General features: G+C 67.6%; 16 protein-coding genes. 4 read left to right on the forward strand and 12 right to left on the reverse strand.

What is annotated here, in order from left to right; all coding sequences use genetic code 11:
* Position 1: 1 nt before the first annotated feature.
* From tolQ to prmB, 4 genes are all read right to left on the reverse strand, one after another.
* Entirely contained in the window at positions 2 to 676 is a 675-nt protein-coding gene (tolQ, locus tag F817_RS0107310; RefSeq protein ID WP_017940850.1) for a protein TolQ, read from the reverse strand.
* A 32-nt stretch (positions 677 to 708) separates the two neighbouring features.
* Positions 709 to 1128, reverse strand: a complete 420-nt coding sequence (ybgC, locus tag F817_RS0107315) for a tol-pal system-associated acyl-CoA thioesterase (protein ID WP_024327031.1) — start codon at positions 1126 to 1128, stop codon at positions 709 to 711.
* Entirely contained in the window at positions 1125 to 2168 is a 1044-nt protein-coding gene (gene ruvB, locus F817_RS0107320; protein ID WP_024327032.1) for a Holliday junction branch migration DNA helicase RuvB, read from the reverse strand. Before ruvB ends, ybgC begins: the two co-directional genes overlap by 4 nt.
* A 75-nt stretch (positions 2169 to 2243) precedes the next feature.
* On the reverse strand, positions 2244 to 3137 hold the full coding sequence (gene prmB, locus F817_RS0107325; RefSeq protein WP_024327033.1) for a 50S ribosomal protein L3 N(5)-glutamine methyltransferase: 894 nt from the start codon (positions 3135 to 3137) through the stop codon (positions 2244 to 2246).
* 78 nt (positions 3138 to 3215) lie between these two features.
* Here prmB and asd point away from each other — a divergent pair, with 78 nt between their 5' ends.
* The gene (gene asd, locus F817_RS0107330; RefSeq protein WP_024327034.1) at positions 3216 to 4070 is read left to right on the forward strand and encodes an archaetidylserine decarboxylase; all 855 of its coding nucleotides are present in this window, start codon (positions 3216 to 3218) and stop codon (positions 4068 to 4070) included.
* 213 nt (positions 4071 to 4283) lie between these two features.
* Here asd and F817_RS0107335 read toward each other — a convergent pair whose 3' ends face one another.
* Positions 4284 to 5039: a DUF3581 family protein gene (locus tag F817_RS0107335; protein ID WP_024327035.1), complete on the reverse strand. Its 756-nt coding sequence runs from the start codon at positions 5037 to 5039 to the stop codon at positions 4284 to 4286.
* Positions 5040 to 5082: 43 nt separating this feature from the next.
* The gene (recQ, locus tag F817_RS0107340) at positions 5083 to 6972 is read right to left on the reverse strand and encodes a DNA helicase RecQ (RefSeq protein WP_024327036.1); all 1890 of its coding nucleotides are present in this window, start codon (positions 6970 to 6972) and stop codon (positions 5083 to 5085) included.
* Positions 6973 to 7140: 168 nt separating this feature from the next.
* On the opposite strand from recQ, the gene F817_RS0107345 reads away from it, so the two are divergent.
* From F817_RS0107345 to F817_RS0107355, 3 genes are all read left to right on the forward strand, one after another.
* Complete coding sequence (locus F817_RS0107345) at positions 7141 to 7602, forward strand: c-type cytochrome (protein WP_024327037.1); 462 nt, start codon at positions 7141 to 7143, stop codon at positions 7600 to 7602.
* 5 nt (positions 7603 to 7607) lie between these two features.
* Positions 7608 to 8606, forward strand: a complete 999-nt coding sequence (locus F817_RS0107350) for an SgcJ/EcaC family oxidoreductase (protein WP_024327038.1) — start codon at positions 7608 to 7610, stop codon at positions 8604 to 8606.
* A gap of 172 nt (positions 8607 to 8778) precedes the next feature.
* Positions 8779 to 10605 carry an ABC transporter ATP-binding protein/permease gene (locus F817_RS0107355; protein ID WP_024327039.1) on the forward strand — a complete coding sequence of 609 codons (1827 nt, stop codon included), beginning with the start codon at positions 8779 to 8781 and terminating at the stop codon, positions 10603 to 10605.
* Between the two features lie 202 nt (positions 10606 to 10807).
* Here the strand turns inward: F817_RS0107355 and arfB are convergent, their stop codons facing one another.
* The 6 genes from arfB to F817_RS0107385 form a co-directional block, all read right to left on the reverse strand.
* Positions 10808 to 11224 carry an alternative ribosome rescue aminoacyl-tRNA hydrolase ArfB gene (gene arfB / locus F817_RS0107360; protein WP_024327040.1) on the reverse strand — a complete coding sequence of 139 codons (417 nt, stop codon included), beginning with the start codon at positions 11222 to 11224 and terminating at the stop codon, positions 10808 to 10810.
* A gap of 7 nt (positions 11225 to 11231) precedes the next feature.
* On the reverse strand, positions 11232 to 11546 hold the full coding sequence (locus F817_RS0107365) for a hypothetical protein (protein ID WP_024327041.1): 315 nt from the start codon (positions 11544 to 11546) through the stop codon (positions 11232 to 11234).
* Positions 11547 to 11938: 392 nt separating this feature from the next.
* Entirely contained in the window at positions 11939 to 13531 is a 1593-nt protein-coding gene (locus tag F817_RS0107370; RefSeq protein ID WP_024327042.1) for a peptide chain release factor 3, read from the reverse strand.
* A 151-nt stretch (positions 13532 to 13682) separates the two neighbouring features.
* Positions 13683 to 14489 carry a tetratricopeptide repeat protein gene (locus tag F817_RS0107375; protein ID WP_042799112.1) on the reverse strand — a complete coding sequence of 269 codons (807 nt, stop codon included), beginning with the start codon at positions 14487 to 14489 and terminating at the stop codon, positions 13683 to 13685.
* A gap of 174 nt (positions 14490 to 14663) precedes the next feature.
* Positions 14664 to 15143 carry a ribosomal protein S18-alanine N-acetyltransferase gene (rimI, locus tag F817_RS0107380; protein ID WP_024327044.1) on the reverse strand — a complete coding sequence of 160 codons (480 nt, stop codon included), beginning with the start codon at positions 15141 to 15143 and terminating at the stop codon, positions 14664 to 14666.
* A gap of 107 nt (positions 15144 to 15250) precedes the next feature.
* A complete protein-coding gene (locus tag F817_RS0107385) occupies positions 15251 to 15976 on the reverse strand; it encodes a uracil-DNA glycosylase family protein (protein WP_024327045.1) in 726 nt (241 codons plus the stop codon).

The raw sequence follows: 15976 nt of genomic DNA on the forward strand, positions 1-15976 counted from the left end.
CTCAGGCCGGCGCCCCGGCGGCGCCCTCGGCCGGCTTGCCCGCGCCCTGGCGGTTCAGCAGGGCCACGAACTCGTCGCTGAAGTTCTCCAGCCGGACCGCCACACGATCGACGTCCCCCGCAAAGCGGTTGTAGGCGATCACCGCCGGGATGGCCGCGAACAACCCGAGCGCGGTGGCGATCAGTGCCTCGGCGATCCCCGGTGCAACCATCGCCAGCGTGGCCTGCTGCACCCCGGACAGCCCGAGAAAGGCGTGCATGATGCCCCACACCGTCCCGAACAGACCGATGTACGGGCTGGTCGAGCCGACCGTCGCCAAGAACTGCAGGTAGCGTTCCATCTCGTCGGTCTCGCGCGCGATGGCCACCCGCATCGCGCGGTGGGCGGGCTCGCCCGGCGTCATGCCGTGCTGCCGGGCGCGCAGGAACTCCTTGAAGCCGGAGGAGAACACATGCTCCATGCCGGACATCTCGGCCTTGCGGCGCACCCCCTCGTACAGGTGCGACAGGTCCGCACCCGACCAGAAACGCTCCTCGAACTCGTCACTGGCGCGCTGCGCCGCGTTCAGCGAGCGGGCCTTGATGATAATGACCAGCCAGGAGAGTACCGAGGCGATCACCAGGATCACCATGACCAACTGCACGATCAGACTGGCGTCCATGATCAGCTGGTACATCGAAAAGTCGACTGTCACTTGTCCATCTCCCGTTATGCCCTTGTTCCGTCCGCCGCACGCATCGCGCGCGCCACTTCATCGGGGATCGCCACCGGCGCCTGCCGGGCCACGTCGACGCAGGCAATGGCGACCTCGCCGGTTGCCAGCGCCGTCGCCTCGCGCTGCACCACCTGCTCGAACTCTATGCTGGCGCGGCGCATGCGCTGCACCTGACAGGTGACCGTCAGGGCCTCGTTGAAGTGCGCGGGGCGCTGCATCTCCACAGCCAGACGCCGGACGGCGAACACAATTCCATATTCGGCCCGCAGCCGGTCCTGCTCAAAGCCCAGGGCACGCAGCCATTCGGTCCGCGCGCGCTCCATGAACTTCAGGTAATTGGCGTGGTAGACCACGCCACCGGCGTCAGTATCCTCGTAGTACACCCGCACCGGCCATTCGAACGTCGCGGTCATGGCTGGCGCGAACCCTCCGCCGCGGGCACCAGAAGATCGCCCTCGTCCATCCGGGTCAGCCCGAACATCGCCAGCGTGCGCCGGGTCGCCTGGCGCCCGCGCGGGGTGCGCTGCAGGTAGCCCTGCTGGATCAGGAAGGGCTCGACCACATCCTCCAGCGTGCCGCGGTCCTCGTTCATCGCCGTGGCCAGGCTCTCGACCCCGACCGGGCCGCCGTCGAACTTCTCCACCAGCACCTCCAGCAGGCGACGGTCCTGGGCATCCAGGCCCGAGGCGTCGATCGCCAGCAGGTCCAGCGCCTGCGCGGCCACCTCGTGTGTCACCACGCCGTCGGCCCGCACCTGGGCGAAATCCCGCACCCGCCGCAGCAGGCGATTGGCCAGGCGCGGCGTGCCACGGCCCCGCCGCGCGATCTCCGCCGCGCCCTCGGCCTCGATCCCCACGCCCAGCAGCCCGGCCGCGCGATCCACAATATGCGCGAGATCGGTGACAGTGTAATGATCGAGGCGCTGCACGATACCGAACCGGTCACGTAACGGGGCCGAGAGCAGCCCCGCGCGGGTGGTCGCGCCCACCAGCGTAAACGGCGGTAGATCCACCTTGATCGACCGCGCCGCCGGGCCCTCGCCGATCACGATGTCCAGCTGGCCATCTTCCAGCGCCGGGTACAGGATCTCCTCCACCACGGTTGGCAGGCGATGGATCTCGTCGACGAACAGCACATCGCGCGGCTCCAGCGCCGTCAGGATGGCGGCGAGATCGCCGGCACGCTCCAGCACCGGACCGGAGGTCTGGCGCAGGCCCACGCCCAGCTCGTTGGCCACGATGTGCGCGAGGGTGGTCTTGCCCAGCCCCGGCGGGCCGGCGACCAGGGTGTGATCCAGGGCCTCGTCGCGCCGGCGGGCGGCCTCGATGAACAGCCCCAACTGCTCGACCACGCGGGGCTGGCCGGTGTAGTCCGCGAGCCGCTTCGGGCGCAGGCTGACTTCCGCCCGCTCTTCCTCGGACCGACTCTGCATATCCACCAGACGTGATTCCATAGCCTCGCAGTATGCATCGCCACCGGTGCCGTTTACAGGGCCATGCGGCAGGTTTTCGAACGTCGCCTCGAGGCCTCAGGCACCGGGCAGGTCGCGGGCGTGGACCAGGAACACCCCGTGCCCGCCGGCCTCGAACTCCAGCCAGATCAACGGCAGGTCCGGGAAGGCCGCCTCCACCGCGGCCTGACTGTTGCCGACCTCGACAATCAGCACGCCGTCCTCGGTCAGGTGCCCGCGGGCGCCGACCAGGATGCGCCGCACGACATCCAGGCCGTCGCCGCCGGCGGCCAGCCCCAGCGCCGGCTCGTGGCGGTACTCGTCCGGCAGCGCCGCCATGTCCCCGGCATCGACGTACGGGGGGTTGGACACGATTAGCTCGTAACGATCCCCCGGCTCCAGCCCGTCGAACACGTCGGACTGCAGCGTGCGCACCTGGTCGCCCACCTGGTGGCGCTCGATGTTGATCCGTGCCACGGCCAGCGCATCCGTGGAAACATCCGCCAGGTCCACCTGCGCCTGCGGCAGGGCCAGCGCCATCGCGATCCCGATGCACCCGCCCCCCGTGCACAGGTCCAGCGCGCGGGTCACGGCATCGGGGTCGACCCAGGGCTCGAAGCCCGCGGCAATCAGTTCCGCCAGCGGCGAGCGTGGCACCAGCACCCGTTCGTCGACATAGAACGGCAAGCCGGCGAACCAGGCCTCGCGGGTCAGGTAGGCGGCGGGCTTGCGGGTCGCGACACGCTCGCGCAGCACCGCCACCACGCGCGTGCGCTCGGCCTCGCTCAGACGCGAATCCCACCACGACTCGGGCATGTCCAGCGGCAGATGCAGGGTATGCAGCACCAGCCAGGCGGCCTCGTCGAAGGCATTGTCGGTGCCATGCCCGAAGCTCAGGCCGGCCCCGCGAAACTGGCTGGCGCCGAAGCGAATGAAGTCGCGCAGGGTGCGCAATCCGGTGGTCGAATCCATGCCCGGTCTTTCCGTTGCGTGCGAGGGCGGTCATCATACCGCCTCGGCCTGTACGCCACCCACCCCACCGGACACCACATGAGCAAGATCGACCCCTGGCTGGCGCGCCTGTCGCACCTGCTGCCCCAACACGCCCTTTCGCGCGTCGTGCACCGGCTGGCGCGCATCCAGTCGCCGCGGCTGCAACCGCTGCTACGCGCCTTCGTGCGCCGCTTCGGCCTGAACATGAACGAGGCCGCCGAGCCGGACCTGGCCGCCTACCCCAGCTTCAACGCCCTGTTCACCCGCGCCCTGCGCGACGACGCACGGCCGCTGGAGGGGGACGCGAATACCCTGGTCAGTCCGGCCGATTCCCGTGTCAGCGCCGCCGGGCGCATCGAGGCCGGACAGATCTTCCAGGCCAAGGGGCATCACTACACGGTCCGGGAACTGCTGGGCGGGGAAGACGAGCTCGCGGAGGCCTTCCGTCACGGGCACTTCGTGACCCTGTACCTGTCACCGCGCCACTACCACCGACTGCACATGCCGCTGGCGGGCACCCTGACCCACATGATCCACGTGCCGGGGCGGCTGTTCTCGGTGTCGCCGCGCATCGTGCGTCACGTGCCGCGGCTGTACGCCCGAAACGAACGGGTTATCGCCTTTTTCGACACCCCGGTGGGGCCGATGGCCATGGCGCTGATCGGTGCCCAGAACGTCGGCTCCATCGAGACCGTATGGGCCGGCGAGGTTACCCCGCCGCAGGGTCGCGAGATCAGCGTGAGCGAGTATCCCGACCGCGACATTACCCTGGAGCGAGGGGTGGAGATGGGACGCTTCAACCTGGGCTCGTCGGTCGTGCTGCTGCTGCCCGACCACCCGCTGAAGCTCGCCGACCACCTGACGCCCGAGACCGAAGTCCAGGTCCGCTCCGCACTCGGTCAGTTCTACTGACTTGATTCACCACGAAGCCCACAAAGGGATGCAAGGGCGTTTCACAGGAAGATAGGAAGTTCGGAAGGTTTTCGGGCTGGACGCCCGGGTTACCCGGGGGTGATCGGTTCACACCATCTTCCGGGTTATTCCCGCCGCCGTGTAACTGCAACTTCCCGTCTTCCCATCTTCCTGTAAAAGCCCTTGAACTGGCTTTCGGGACGGGCGGGGAATTCAGGCGTGGGCGCGGGTCCCGGCGGGCTGGTTGTAGTAGGCGGCCTTCCAGCTTTCGTAGTCGGCGACGAGGCGCTCGACGTCCGCGGCATCGAACGCGCGCAGCCCGCTCAGCACCAGGTGCTTGCTGCCGTCGGCAACCACCGACTGATCGATCACCAGCTCGTAGTCCAGGCGGATCTCGCCACGCTTGCCGTTGACCGTCATCACCGCATCCTTCAGGCGCGGCTCCGGCACCCCGGCGCTGGCCGCCAGCGGCTCGGGCAGGCGAAAGCCCATGCGCTCGTACATCACCAGTGGGCGCTTCGGATTGACCATCACGCCGTGTTCCTCCATCAGCGGCACCAGCACGTGCGGGAAATTCTGCCCGGAAAAGCCGACATAGCTGCGGATCAGCGACTCGATCGCATTGGGCTCGTCGATCACCGGCCCGGAGCGTTCCACCTCGATCACGCTCTTGCCGCCTTCGTCGGTGATGGCGAAGGCCTCGCCCGGGTTGTCCGGGAACACCAGCGGCACGTTGCCGCCCACCATGCCGGTAAAGCGGAAGTGCATGTTGGCGCTGGCGCCGTAGGTGTCCAGCACCAGGGCGAACAGGAGATCGCCCGGGACACAGAAGCGCCGGTTGTCGGCGTCGTGGATGGGATTAAAATCGCCGGCGAGCGTCTTGGCAAAGTCGCTCCCCTGCTCCGGGGTCACGACCAGCTGACCGTCGCGAAGGCGGTAGAAATCCTCAAGGAAGCTTTTGTCGGTCACGCGGTCTCCCCGAAATTGTCCTGCTGCATGGTTTTTCGCACCACTATAGCCCGAAATGTCCCTCGATGGCCTTGATAAAGGCATCGCCGTAGCGTTCCAGCTTGTGCTGCCCGACACCGGAGATCCCGGCCATCTCGTCGCGGGTGCGCGGGGCCGCGGCCACCATCTCCAGCAACGTGGCATCACTGAAGATCACGTAGGGCGGCACGCCCTGATCCCGCGCCAGCTCGGTACGCAGACCCCGCAGCACCTCCCAAAGGGAGCGATCCTCGGTGTCCATCGCCGCGACGCTGCGGGCCGTATCGCGACGCGCCGGGCTGGCGCTACGCGCCCCCTTCTCCGGACGCGCAACCTCCTCGCGCAGGTGAATCCCCTCCTCTCCGCGCAACACCGGGCGACAGGCCGGATCCAGTTTTAGTCCGCCGTAGCCCTCTTCATCCAGGCGCAGCAGCCCGCGCGCCAGGAGTTGGCGGACCACGCCGCGCCACTGCGCCTTGTCAAGTTCCTTGCCAATGCCGAAGGTGCTCAGGCGATCGTGACCCAGGCGGGTCAGGCGCTCGCTGGCGGAACCGCGCAGCACGTCGATCACATGCCCGGCGCCGAAGCGCTCGCCGGTGCGATAGATGCAGGACAGGAGCTTTTGCACCGGCACGCTGGCATCCCAGGTCGCCGGTGGCTCCAGGCAGTTATCGCAGGCCCCGCAGGGTTCCGGCATGTGCTCGTCGAAGTATCCCAGCAGGGCCTGGCGCCGGCAGCTGGTGATCTCGCAGAACCCGAGCATCGCCTCCAGCTTCTGCTGCTCAATGCGCTGGCGCTCGGCGCCAGCCTGCGAGCCCTCCAGCATCTGGCGCAAGGTCACGACATCCTGCAGCCCGTAGACCATCCAGGCATTCGCCGGCAGGCCGTCACGGCCGGCGCGGCCGGTCTCCTGGTAGTAGCCCTCCAGACTCTTCGGCAGGTTCAGGTGGGCAACGAAGCGCACGTTCGGCTTGTCGATGCCCATGCCGAAGGCGATGGTGGCGACCATCACCACCCCCTCCTCGCGCAGGAAGCGGGTCTGGTTCGTCGCACGCGTGGCCGCCGGCAGCCCGGCGTGATAAGGGAGCGCGGTAACGCCCTGCTCCGCCAGCCACTCGGCCACCGCCTCGACCTTCTTGCGCGACAGGCAGTAGACGATCCCCGCCTCGCCGGCGTGTTCCTCGCGGATAAAGCGCAGCAGACGATCGCGGGCGGAACCTCCCCGGCCGCCGTCCGCCTGGGCGATGCGGTAGCGGATATTGGGCCGGTCGAAGGAACTGACGAAGGCCCGCGCCTGATCGAGGCACAGCCGTTCGCGGATCTCCTGACGGGTCGGGCCGTCGGCGGTCGCGGTCAGGGCCAGACGCGGCACCTGCGGGAAACGCTCGGCCAGTACCGCCAGTTGACTGTATTCGGGGCGGAAGTCATGCCCCCACTGCGAGACACAGTGCGCCTCGTCGATCGCGAACAGGGCGAGATCGACGCCTTCGAGGCGTTCCAGCATGCCCGGGGCAAACAGCCGCTCCGGCGACATGTACAGCAGGTCCAGTTCGCCGGCGTGCAGGGCCGCCAGCACGGAACGCGCCTCGTCCGCCTTCTGGCCGGAGTCCAGGCTGGCCGCGGCCACCCCGTTCTGGCGCAGGGCGGCCACCTGATCCTGCATCAGCGCGATCAGCGGCGAAATCACGATGCCGCAGCCGGATCGTGCCAGCGCCGGGATCTGGTAGCAAAGCGACTTGCCGCCGCCGGTGGGCATCAGCACCACCGCGTCGCCGCCCACGGTCACATGCTCGACGATCGCCTGCTGCTGGCCGCGAAATTCCGTATAACCGAAGGTCTCGCGCAGGATCTCCAGTAGCGCCGCCGCCGGAGCGCTTCCCTGCGCTTCTCCAGCTGCAAGACCCGAGGGTTCCAATGGACGTACTCCAGACAGGAAGACAAGCGACGAAGACTGCCGAATGCCCGCCACCGCTGCAAGCCGCCGGCACAACAATCGCCCCGCACACTCCGCCGCCCCACGCATTCCCCCGCGGATAACCGCCGCGTTAAACTCCATCCTGGATCCCGCTTCCCAGGACGACCGATGCCGACATCCGCCCGCCTCCTGCCCATTGCCTGCCTGGCCCTGTTCGCACTGACCGCCTGCTCCGAAGCCCCGGCCCCGGACACCGGGGACCCGGCCGATCAGGCCACCAGCGACGAATCGAACGCGGCATCCGGTTCCACGGCCCAGCTCGACTACAGCCTGCCGCCGGAGGACTTCGCCGCTGCCCCCGAAGCCGGGCGCTCGCTGTTCCGGTCCAACTGCATGGAGTGCCACGGCGAGGATGCCCGCGGCACCGACCAGGGGCCGCCGCTGATCCACCGCATCTACGAGCCCTCGCACCACCCGGACATCACCTTCCATCGCGCGGTGGCCCTGGGCGTGCACCAGCATCACTGGGAGTTCGGCGACATGCCGCCGGTGGCGGGCGTCACCGGCGAGGAGACCGCCCACATCATCGCCTGGATCCGCCAGGAACAGCGCGCCGTCGGCATCGACTGAACTCGATGCCCTCCAACCGCGAGGCCGCAATCCGCCAGGTCGTTGGCGCGTACCTCGACGCCTGGCTGCGTGAGCGCGACCTCGCACGCGTACTCCGGTGGCACGCACCACAGGTCAGTGGCTTCGGAACGGGGGGCGACGAAGCGGCCTTCACGCCCGAGGACGTGGAGCGCGTCGTCGGACGCGACATCGAACAGGTCCCGGAACCCTTCGACTACGAGGTACACCGCGAAGACGTCCGCCTCGTCACGGATGAGGTCGCCCTGGTGATGCTGGTATTCGACATGCTGCTCGACACCCGCGGACAACGGGTGCGACTGAACGGGCTTCGAGCCAGCCTCTTGCTGCACCGAACCGACGACGGCTGGCGCCTGGAACACCTGCACGGTTCCTTCCCCGCGAGCGTCCACGATGCCGACGAACCGTACCCGGTCAAGGAGCTGGAGGAACGCGCGCATGTGCTCGAACGCCTGGTCCGGGAGCGAACACACTCCCTGGAGGCGGCCCAGAGACGCCTGGAACGTCTCGCCACCACCGACCCGCTGACGGGCCTGCACAACCGCATGAAGGCGAGCGAGGTACTGGCCGACGAAATCCGGCGGGCCGAACGTCACGGGGGCCTGCTTGGCGCGATCATGATGGATCTGGACCACTTCAAGCCGATCAACGACACCCTGGGGCATGGTCGCGGCGATGCCGTGCTCACCGAGGTCGGTCGCCTGATCGCCGCGCGCATCCGCGAAACCGACCGGGCCGCCCGCTGGGGTGGCGAGGAATTCCTCATCCTGTGCCCGCAGGGCGATGTCGTGGCCACGAGCCAACTGGCCGAGGATCTGCGCCGCACCCTTGAGGCCACCGACTTCGAGACCGGGCACGCGCTGACCGCCAGCTTCGGCGTGGCCCAGCTGAACCCGGGCGAGAGCGCGGAGGCCCTGGTCGATCGCGCCGACCGCGCCCTGTACGCTGCCAAGAATGCCGGGCGCAACCAGGTACAGGGCTCGTGAACTCAATCCGGCGCCTGCGGGTCGACCTGGAACAGAGCCGGGGCGACGGTTACCGCATCCACCGCTGGCCTTCCGCGAACGCCGGGGTGGAGCCGCTACCGAACGCGCGCCCATGTGCGAATTCCGCCGCGCCTCTCTAAAGTAAGCGACCTACCCAGCCCCGGACTCCCCCATGCGCGGTCATTCCAGCGTGCACGATGCGCCCGACGAGGCGATCAACTGGCGCATCGTTCGCTCCCTGTTCCCTTATCTCGCGGAATTCCGCGGGCGGCTGTTCCTCGCCCTCGGTCTGATGGGCCTGGCCAAGCTCGCGACCGTGCTGGTCCCGCTGGCACTGAAGTACATCGTCGACCACTTCGAGGATTCCGGCACCGACGCGCTGGTGACAGTACCGGTGGCACTGGTGGTGGCCTACGGCCTGTTGCGCTTTGGCGGCACCCTGTTCGGGGAACTGCGCGACGCGGTCTTCGTGCGGGTGGCCGAACGCGCAATGCGGCGGGCGGCCCTGCGCGTGTTCGAACATCTGCATCGGCTGGAGCTGAGCTTTCATCTGGCGCGCGAGACCGGCGGCCTGGCGCGGGACATCGAGCGCGGCACCAGCGGTATCAGCTTTCTGCTGCGCTTCATGGTGTTCAACATCCTGCCGACGATCATCGAGATCGCGATGGTCGCGGTCATCCTGCTGATCGCGGTGGGCCCGGTATTCACCCTGACGGTGCTCATCGCGGTGGCGGCCTACATCGCCTGGTCGGTGTGGATTACCGAGTGGCGCACCCGCTTCGTGCGCGAGGCCAACCAGCGCGACAACGAGTCCAACACCCGCGCGATCGACAGCCTGCTGAACTACGAGACGGTCAAGTACTTCGGCAACGAGGGCTTCGAGGCCCGACGCTACGACGAAGGCCTGGCCACCTGGGAACAGGCGCGAACGAAAAACGTGCTGTCGCTGGTGCTGTTGAACTCCGGTCAGGCCCTGATCATCGCCGCCGCGATCACGGTGATGATGTTGCTGGCCGCCAGCCGCGTGGCCTCGGGGCAGATGTCGCTGGGCGACCTGGTCATGGTCAACGCCTACATGATCCAGCTGTTCATGCCGCTGAACTTCCTCGGCTTCGTCTATCGCGAGATCCGCCAGTCGCTGGCCAACATCGAGCGCCTGTTCGGGCTGCTGGAAAAACCCGTGCAGGTCGAGGACCGGCCGGACGCACCGGATCTCGAGGTCACCGGCGGGCATGTGCGCTTCGAACAGGTCGCCTTCCACTACCAGCCGGAACGGCCGATCCTCGCGGACGTCTCGCTCGAGATCCCCGCCGGGCACAAGCTCGCGGTGGTCGGGCCCAGCGGGGCCGGCAAGTCCACGCTCGCGCGTTTGCTGTTCCGCTTCTTTGATGTGACCGACGGGCGCATCACCATCGACGGACAGGACATCCGCGAGGTGACCCAGCAGAGCCTGCGCCGCGCGATCGGCGTGGTCCCGCAGGACACTGTCCTGTTCAACTCCAGCATTCGCTACAACATCGCCTACGGCGACCCGGAAGCGTCCGAAGAGGCGATCTTGCGCGCGGTCCACCTGGCGCACCTGGACGACTTCATCGAGCGCCTGCCCGACGGTCTGGACACGGTGGTCGGCGAACGCGGGCTCAAGGTCTCCGGCGGCGAGAAGCAACGCATCGCCATCGCCCGCATGCTGTTGAAGGACCCGCCGATCCTGGTATTCGACGAGGCCACATCGTCACTGGACTCGGGCTCGGAGAAGGCCATCCTGCAGGCCCTGAACGAGGTCTCGGCGCGGCGCACCACGCTGGTGATCGCGCATCGCCTGTCGACCGTGAAGGACGCCGAACAGATCGTGGTGCTGGACCAGGGCCGCATGGTCGAACGCGGCACCCATCGCGAACTCCTCGCCGCGGGCGGCGCCTACGCCCGCCTCTGGCAACACCAGCAGGAACACGAACCGACGATCACCGACCCGGACCCAACGCCGGGGCCCAAGTCTTGATTCACTCCGAAGCGCACGCAGCAGGACCAGGTCAACAGCAATTCACAGGAAGATGAGAAGGCTGGAAGAAAAAATAATTGGATAAAAGTGCGTGAAATCGCCCGCGATTCGCTCGAGCGCCAGCTGTTCTTCCAATCTTCCCGTCTTCCTGTACGCTTTTCGCTCTTGCCCTGGGCCCTTTGCTTGCGCCTCGGGGTGCCAATCAGTCGGGGTCGACGCGGCCGCGCAGGGCCTTCTTGCGGCCACGCTGGGTCTTGCCCTCCAGGCGACGCAGCTTCGAGGCGCGCGTCGGGCGCGTCGGCTTGCGCGCCTTGATCGGGCGGCCGGCCTCGCGCAACAGCTCCGCCAGGCGCTCCAGTGCGTCCTCGCGGTTGGCCTCCTGCGTACGGTATTGCTGCGCCTTGATGACGATCACGCCGTCCTTGCTGATGCGCTGGTCGCGGCGGCGCAGCAGGCGCTCCTTGTAGACATCGGGCAGACCGGAGGCGCGGATATCGAAGCGCAGGTGAATGGCCGAGGCGACCTTGTTCACGTTCTGCCCGCCGGCCCCCTGGGCACGGATCGGGGTCAGCTCGATCTCCTGCTCGGGGACGCTGACGCTGTTGGAGATTTGCAGCATCGCGGGATCAGCGAAACTCGCCGTCGCGGATCCGGCCGTCCTCGTCCAGTTCGGCGAAGAACCGGCTGTTATCGGTGCGGTATTCCTGGGTCACGATGTCGCCGGGCAGCACCAGCATCACGTCGGGGTAGACGCGGCGGAACTCCTCGGGCGACGGGCGGCTCTCGATGAAATGCAGAAACGGATTCATTTGCTCCACCGTGCCCGGGCGCGGCTCGGGCCCATCCGCCTGGGTTTCAGCCTTGTACGCCGAACAGGCACCTACGCCCATCGCCAGCACTACAACGACTAGGGCCGGGGTCCATCGGAAATTCAACGCCATGCAAACCTCCTGCGCAGGCAAGATGCAACGTCATTGCGAGGCACCGAAGGCGCCGCAGCAACCTCCAGAAGCTCGCACCCCAGCTAGATCCGATGGCCCACGGGAAAAGCGTAGCGCGCGACCTCCATCGCCGGCCATCCGCCATCGCGCCAAGTGCGACACCGCCCAACACCCCCGTCATTGCGAGCGCAGCGAAGCAATCTCCAGACGCCCCCGACGCGCCGGGACAGGGCAGCACTGCGGTGGACCCTGATACCGATTACTCGCTTCTCTCGCCCTTCGGGCCGGCCTTCGGCCGTTCAACACAGCTTCGCTGCTTTTGTTCTTCGTCGCGTCACTCCTCGCAGTGACGCGATAAAGGCAGTCCTGGGCACAGGGCCGGGCTGCGGACGTTACTCCGTCGGCTGGCCGTGCTCGCGGGTCGCCTCGAAGCGGATCTCCGGCCACTTCTCCTGCGCCATCTGCAGGTTGACCCGGGTCGGGGCGATATAGACCAGATCACCGCCGTGGTCGATGGCCAGGTTCGCGGCCGCCTTCTCCTTGAACTCCTCGAGCTTCTTCGCATCATCGCATTCGACCCAGCGGGCGGTCTGGACGTTCACGTTCTCGAACTGCGCCTCCACCTTGTACTCGGTGCGCAGGCGCTCGGCGACCACGTCGAACTGCAGCACGCCGACCGCGCCCAGGATCAGGTCGTTGTTGGTCAGCGGGCGGTAGAGCTGAGTCGCGCCCTCCTCGCACAGCTCCTGCAGCCCCTTGGCGAGCTGCTTCATCTTCAGCGGGTCCTTCAATTGCGCGCGGCGGAACAGCTCCGGGGCGAAGTTTGGCACGCCGGTGAAGGTCAGGTCCTCGCCCTGGGTAAACGTATCCCCGATGCGGATGGTGCCGTGGTTGTGGATGCCGATGATGTCGCCGGGATAGGCGGTTTCCACATGCTCGCGGTCGGAGGCCAGGAAGGTCAGCGCGTCCGGGATCTTCACATCGCGCCCGATGCGCACGTGGCGCAGCTTGGCACCCTTGTCGAAGGTGCCCGAGCAGATGCGCATGAACGCGATGCGGTCGCGGTGGTTCGGGTCCATGTTCGCCTGGATCTTGAACACGAAGCCGGTGAACTTCTCCTCGGTCGGCTCTACCTTGCGCGAGTGGGTCGGGCGCGGCAACGGGCCCGGAGCATACTCGACGAAGTCGTCCAGCAGCTCCTCGATCCCGAAGTTGTTGATCGCCGAGCCGAAGAACACCGGAGTCTGCTCGCCGCGGAGATAGGCCTCGGCATCGAACTCGTGCGAGGCGCCCTGCACCAGCTCCAGCTCCTCGCGCAGCTCCTGCGCCTGGTCCCCGAGCACCTCATCCAGGCGCGGGTTGTCCAGACCCTCGATAATCTCGCCGGTGGACTTCTTGCCGCCCTGTTCCGGGTCGTACAGGTGCACCGCATCGCGGCGGATGTGGTAGACGCCGCGAAAGCGCTTGCCGGACCCGATCGGCCAGGTGACCGGAGCACACTCGATCTTCAGCACCTCCTCGACCTCGTCCAGCAGCTCGATCGGGTCGCGGCCCTCGCGGTCCATCTTGTTCACGAAGGTCATGATCGGCGTATCGCGCAGCCGGCAGACCTCCATCAGCTTGATGGTCCGTTCCTCGACACCCTTGGCGGCGTCGATCACCATCAGCGCGGAGTCCACTGCGGTCAGCGTGCGATAGGTGTCCTCGGAGAAGTCCGCGTGTCCCGGGGTGTCCAGCAGGTTCACCATGCGGCCCTTGTACGGGTACTGCATGACGGAAGAGGTGACCGAGATGCCACGCGATTTCTCCATCTCCATCCAGTCGGAGGTGGCATGGCGCGACGACTTGCGCCCCTTGACCGTGCCGGCGAGCTGGATCGCGCCGCCGTACAGCAGGAGCTTTTCGGTCATGGTGGTCTTGCCGGCGTCCGGGTGCGAGATGATCGCGAAGGTCCGGCGGCGGCGGGTTTCCTCGATAAAGGACATGAATGCGGGCCACTTGAAACAGCCCGCAAGTTTAACGCGAAACCGGGGGTTCGGTTCAGCTTGATGGGCCCCGGGTGCGGATCCACCATCGGATACGAAAACGGCCCCGGAAGCCGGGGCCGTCATCTGCGGAAAAGCGGATGCCGTCCGTTCAGCGCGCGGAGGCGGCCTGGATCGCGGCGTTCTGCTCCTCGAAACGGCCCTGGGCGGTCACCAGGTCACGATTGTTCATGCGGGACTCGAGGCTGGCGATACGCTCCTCGTCCTGGGCCAGGCTGTACCAGACGTGGGCCTGGACCAGGTCGCGCTCGACCCCGCGCCCGTTCTGGTGCAGGCGGCCCAGTCCGATCTGCGCATGACGGTAGCCCTGCTCCGCCGCGGCGGTGTACCAGCGGGCGGCAGCCGCCGCATCACGCGTCGTGCCCTGGCCGTTCTCGTGCAGCAGCCCGACGTAATACTGCGCGGCGGGCAGGCCCTGGTCGGCCGCCTTCACAAGCCATTCGAGCCCGGCGGCCGGGTCCTGCTCGCCATTGGCGAGGTGGCTCCCCAACCAGTACTGGGCGTCGGCGTGACCCAGCTCGGCAGCGCGCGTGTAGTGCTCGCGGCTGCGTTCGGCGTCCGCCGGGGCGCCCTTGCCGGTGGCAAAGAGGTAGCCCAGATAGTAGTGCGCCGCGGCATGATCCGCATCAGCGGCACGCGCGAACCACCGCACGGCCTGGTCATGATCCACCGCCGTGCCACGACCGGAGTAGTTGGCCATGCCCACGTCGAACATCGCGGCGGTATCCCCCTTTTGTGCGTTGCTCTCGCGGATCTCGTACCAGACCTCCAGCAGCTCCTGCTGGCGCTCCACCTCGTCGTAGCCGAAGGCTTGCTGGGCCTGCACGGCGCCAGCGGAAAACACCAGCGGGAGGGCCAGGGGGAGCGAAACGAACATTGCACGCAGGGATCGGGACATGGGTTACCTCATCCGGTGTCGGGGCGTATACCGTTCTTGATCATAGACCCGGGGGTAGGTGGCGACAACGCCAGGATCGCAGGACGAGAACCGGTGCCGGCAAAACGTCGGAGAATCCCGGAAACGGGAGCGCAACCTGTGACCGGGTTCACGCCGCGCGCGGTAACCCGGGGTTCAGGCGCCGGCCGGGGCGGCGCAGCGACGCGTGAGCACCCAGGCATCCTCGCGGCCGCTGGGGAGCGGGTAGTACCGGGGCCGCGTGCCAATATGCTCGAAGCCCTCGGAGCGGTAGAGCTGGACCGCGGCCACGTTGGACGGGCGCACCTCGAGGAAGAGCGCCTCGGCATCCTGATCGCAGACATAATCGAACAGGCGCCGGACCATGAACCGGCCCAGCCCGTTCCCCTGCCAGCGCCGGTCCACCGTCAGGTTGAGCAGATGGGCCTCTCCGGCCGCGACGGTCAGCACGCTGTGCCCCACCTGGCGCCCGTCGACCTCCAGGACCCAGCAGTCATAGCCCACCCGGATGCAGTCCTCGAAGATGCGGGCGGTCCACGGGTAGTCATAGGCCTCGCGCTCCACGCGCATCACGCCCTCCACATCGGCCGGCTGCATGCGGCGCAACTCGGGCTGGACGCGGGGTTCGGCACTCATGACAAGGGCTTCTCCGGCAGCGGTGAATGAACAGGGCGTGATGATGCCTCGTGGATTCGGAGCCCGGCGATACCGCCCGGGTTCCCATTTCCATAACGCTTGTATGGCTATGCCAGACAGGACCGAGCGCGCTGCAGGTCCTGCCAGGCGCGCGCCTTGTCGCCCGGCTTCCGCAGCAGGTAGGCCGGATGGTAGGTCGCGACCAGTGGCACCCCCTGATAGCGATGCTCGGACCCGCGCAGGCGCCCCAGGGGCTCTTCCGATTCCAACAGGCTCTGGGCTGCGATTCGCCCCAGGGCGACGATGACCTCCGGCTGGATCAATGCGATCTGGCGGTCGAGATAGCCCCGGCACGCCGCCGACTCCTCCGGCTTCGGATCGCGGTTCCCGGGCGGCCGGCACTTCAGCACATTGGCGATGAAGACGTCGTGGTGGCGGTCAAGGCCCAGCGCCAGAAGCATGTTGTCCAGCAATTGTCCCGCCCGTCCGACGAAGGGCTCGCCGCGTCGGTCCTCCTCCGCGCCCGGGGCCTCGCCGATGAACAGCCAGCGGGCACGGCGGTCGCCCACCCCGAACACGGTCTGCGTGCGTTCACGGGCCAGTTCGGTGCAGGCCTGGCAGCCGCGTACGCGCGCCTCCAGAGCCTCCCAGTCCAGGGTCTCGACGGCGCTGTCCTGCGCCCCGCTGCCGACCTCCGGCGCGGCGGCGGGAACGCCGGCGGCCGACACTTCGGCACCAGGCGGCCCGATCCCCGTTGCGGACGTGTCACGCGACCGCCAGACCGGGATGCCCATGTCCGCGAGGATGCGGCGCTGGCGCACCGACAGCAACAC

The sequence above is a fragment of the Thioalkalivibrio sp. AKL19 genome (genome assembly GCF_000420165.1).
In the GTDB taxonomy this organism is placed as follows: domain Bacteria; phylum Pseudomonadota; class Gammaproteobacteria; order Ectothiorhodospirales; family Ectothiorhodospiraceae; genus Thioalkalivibrio.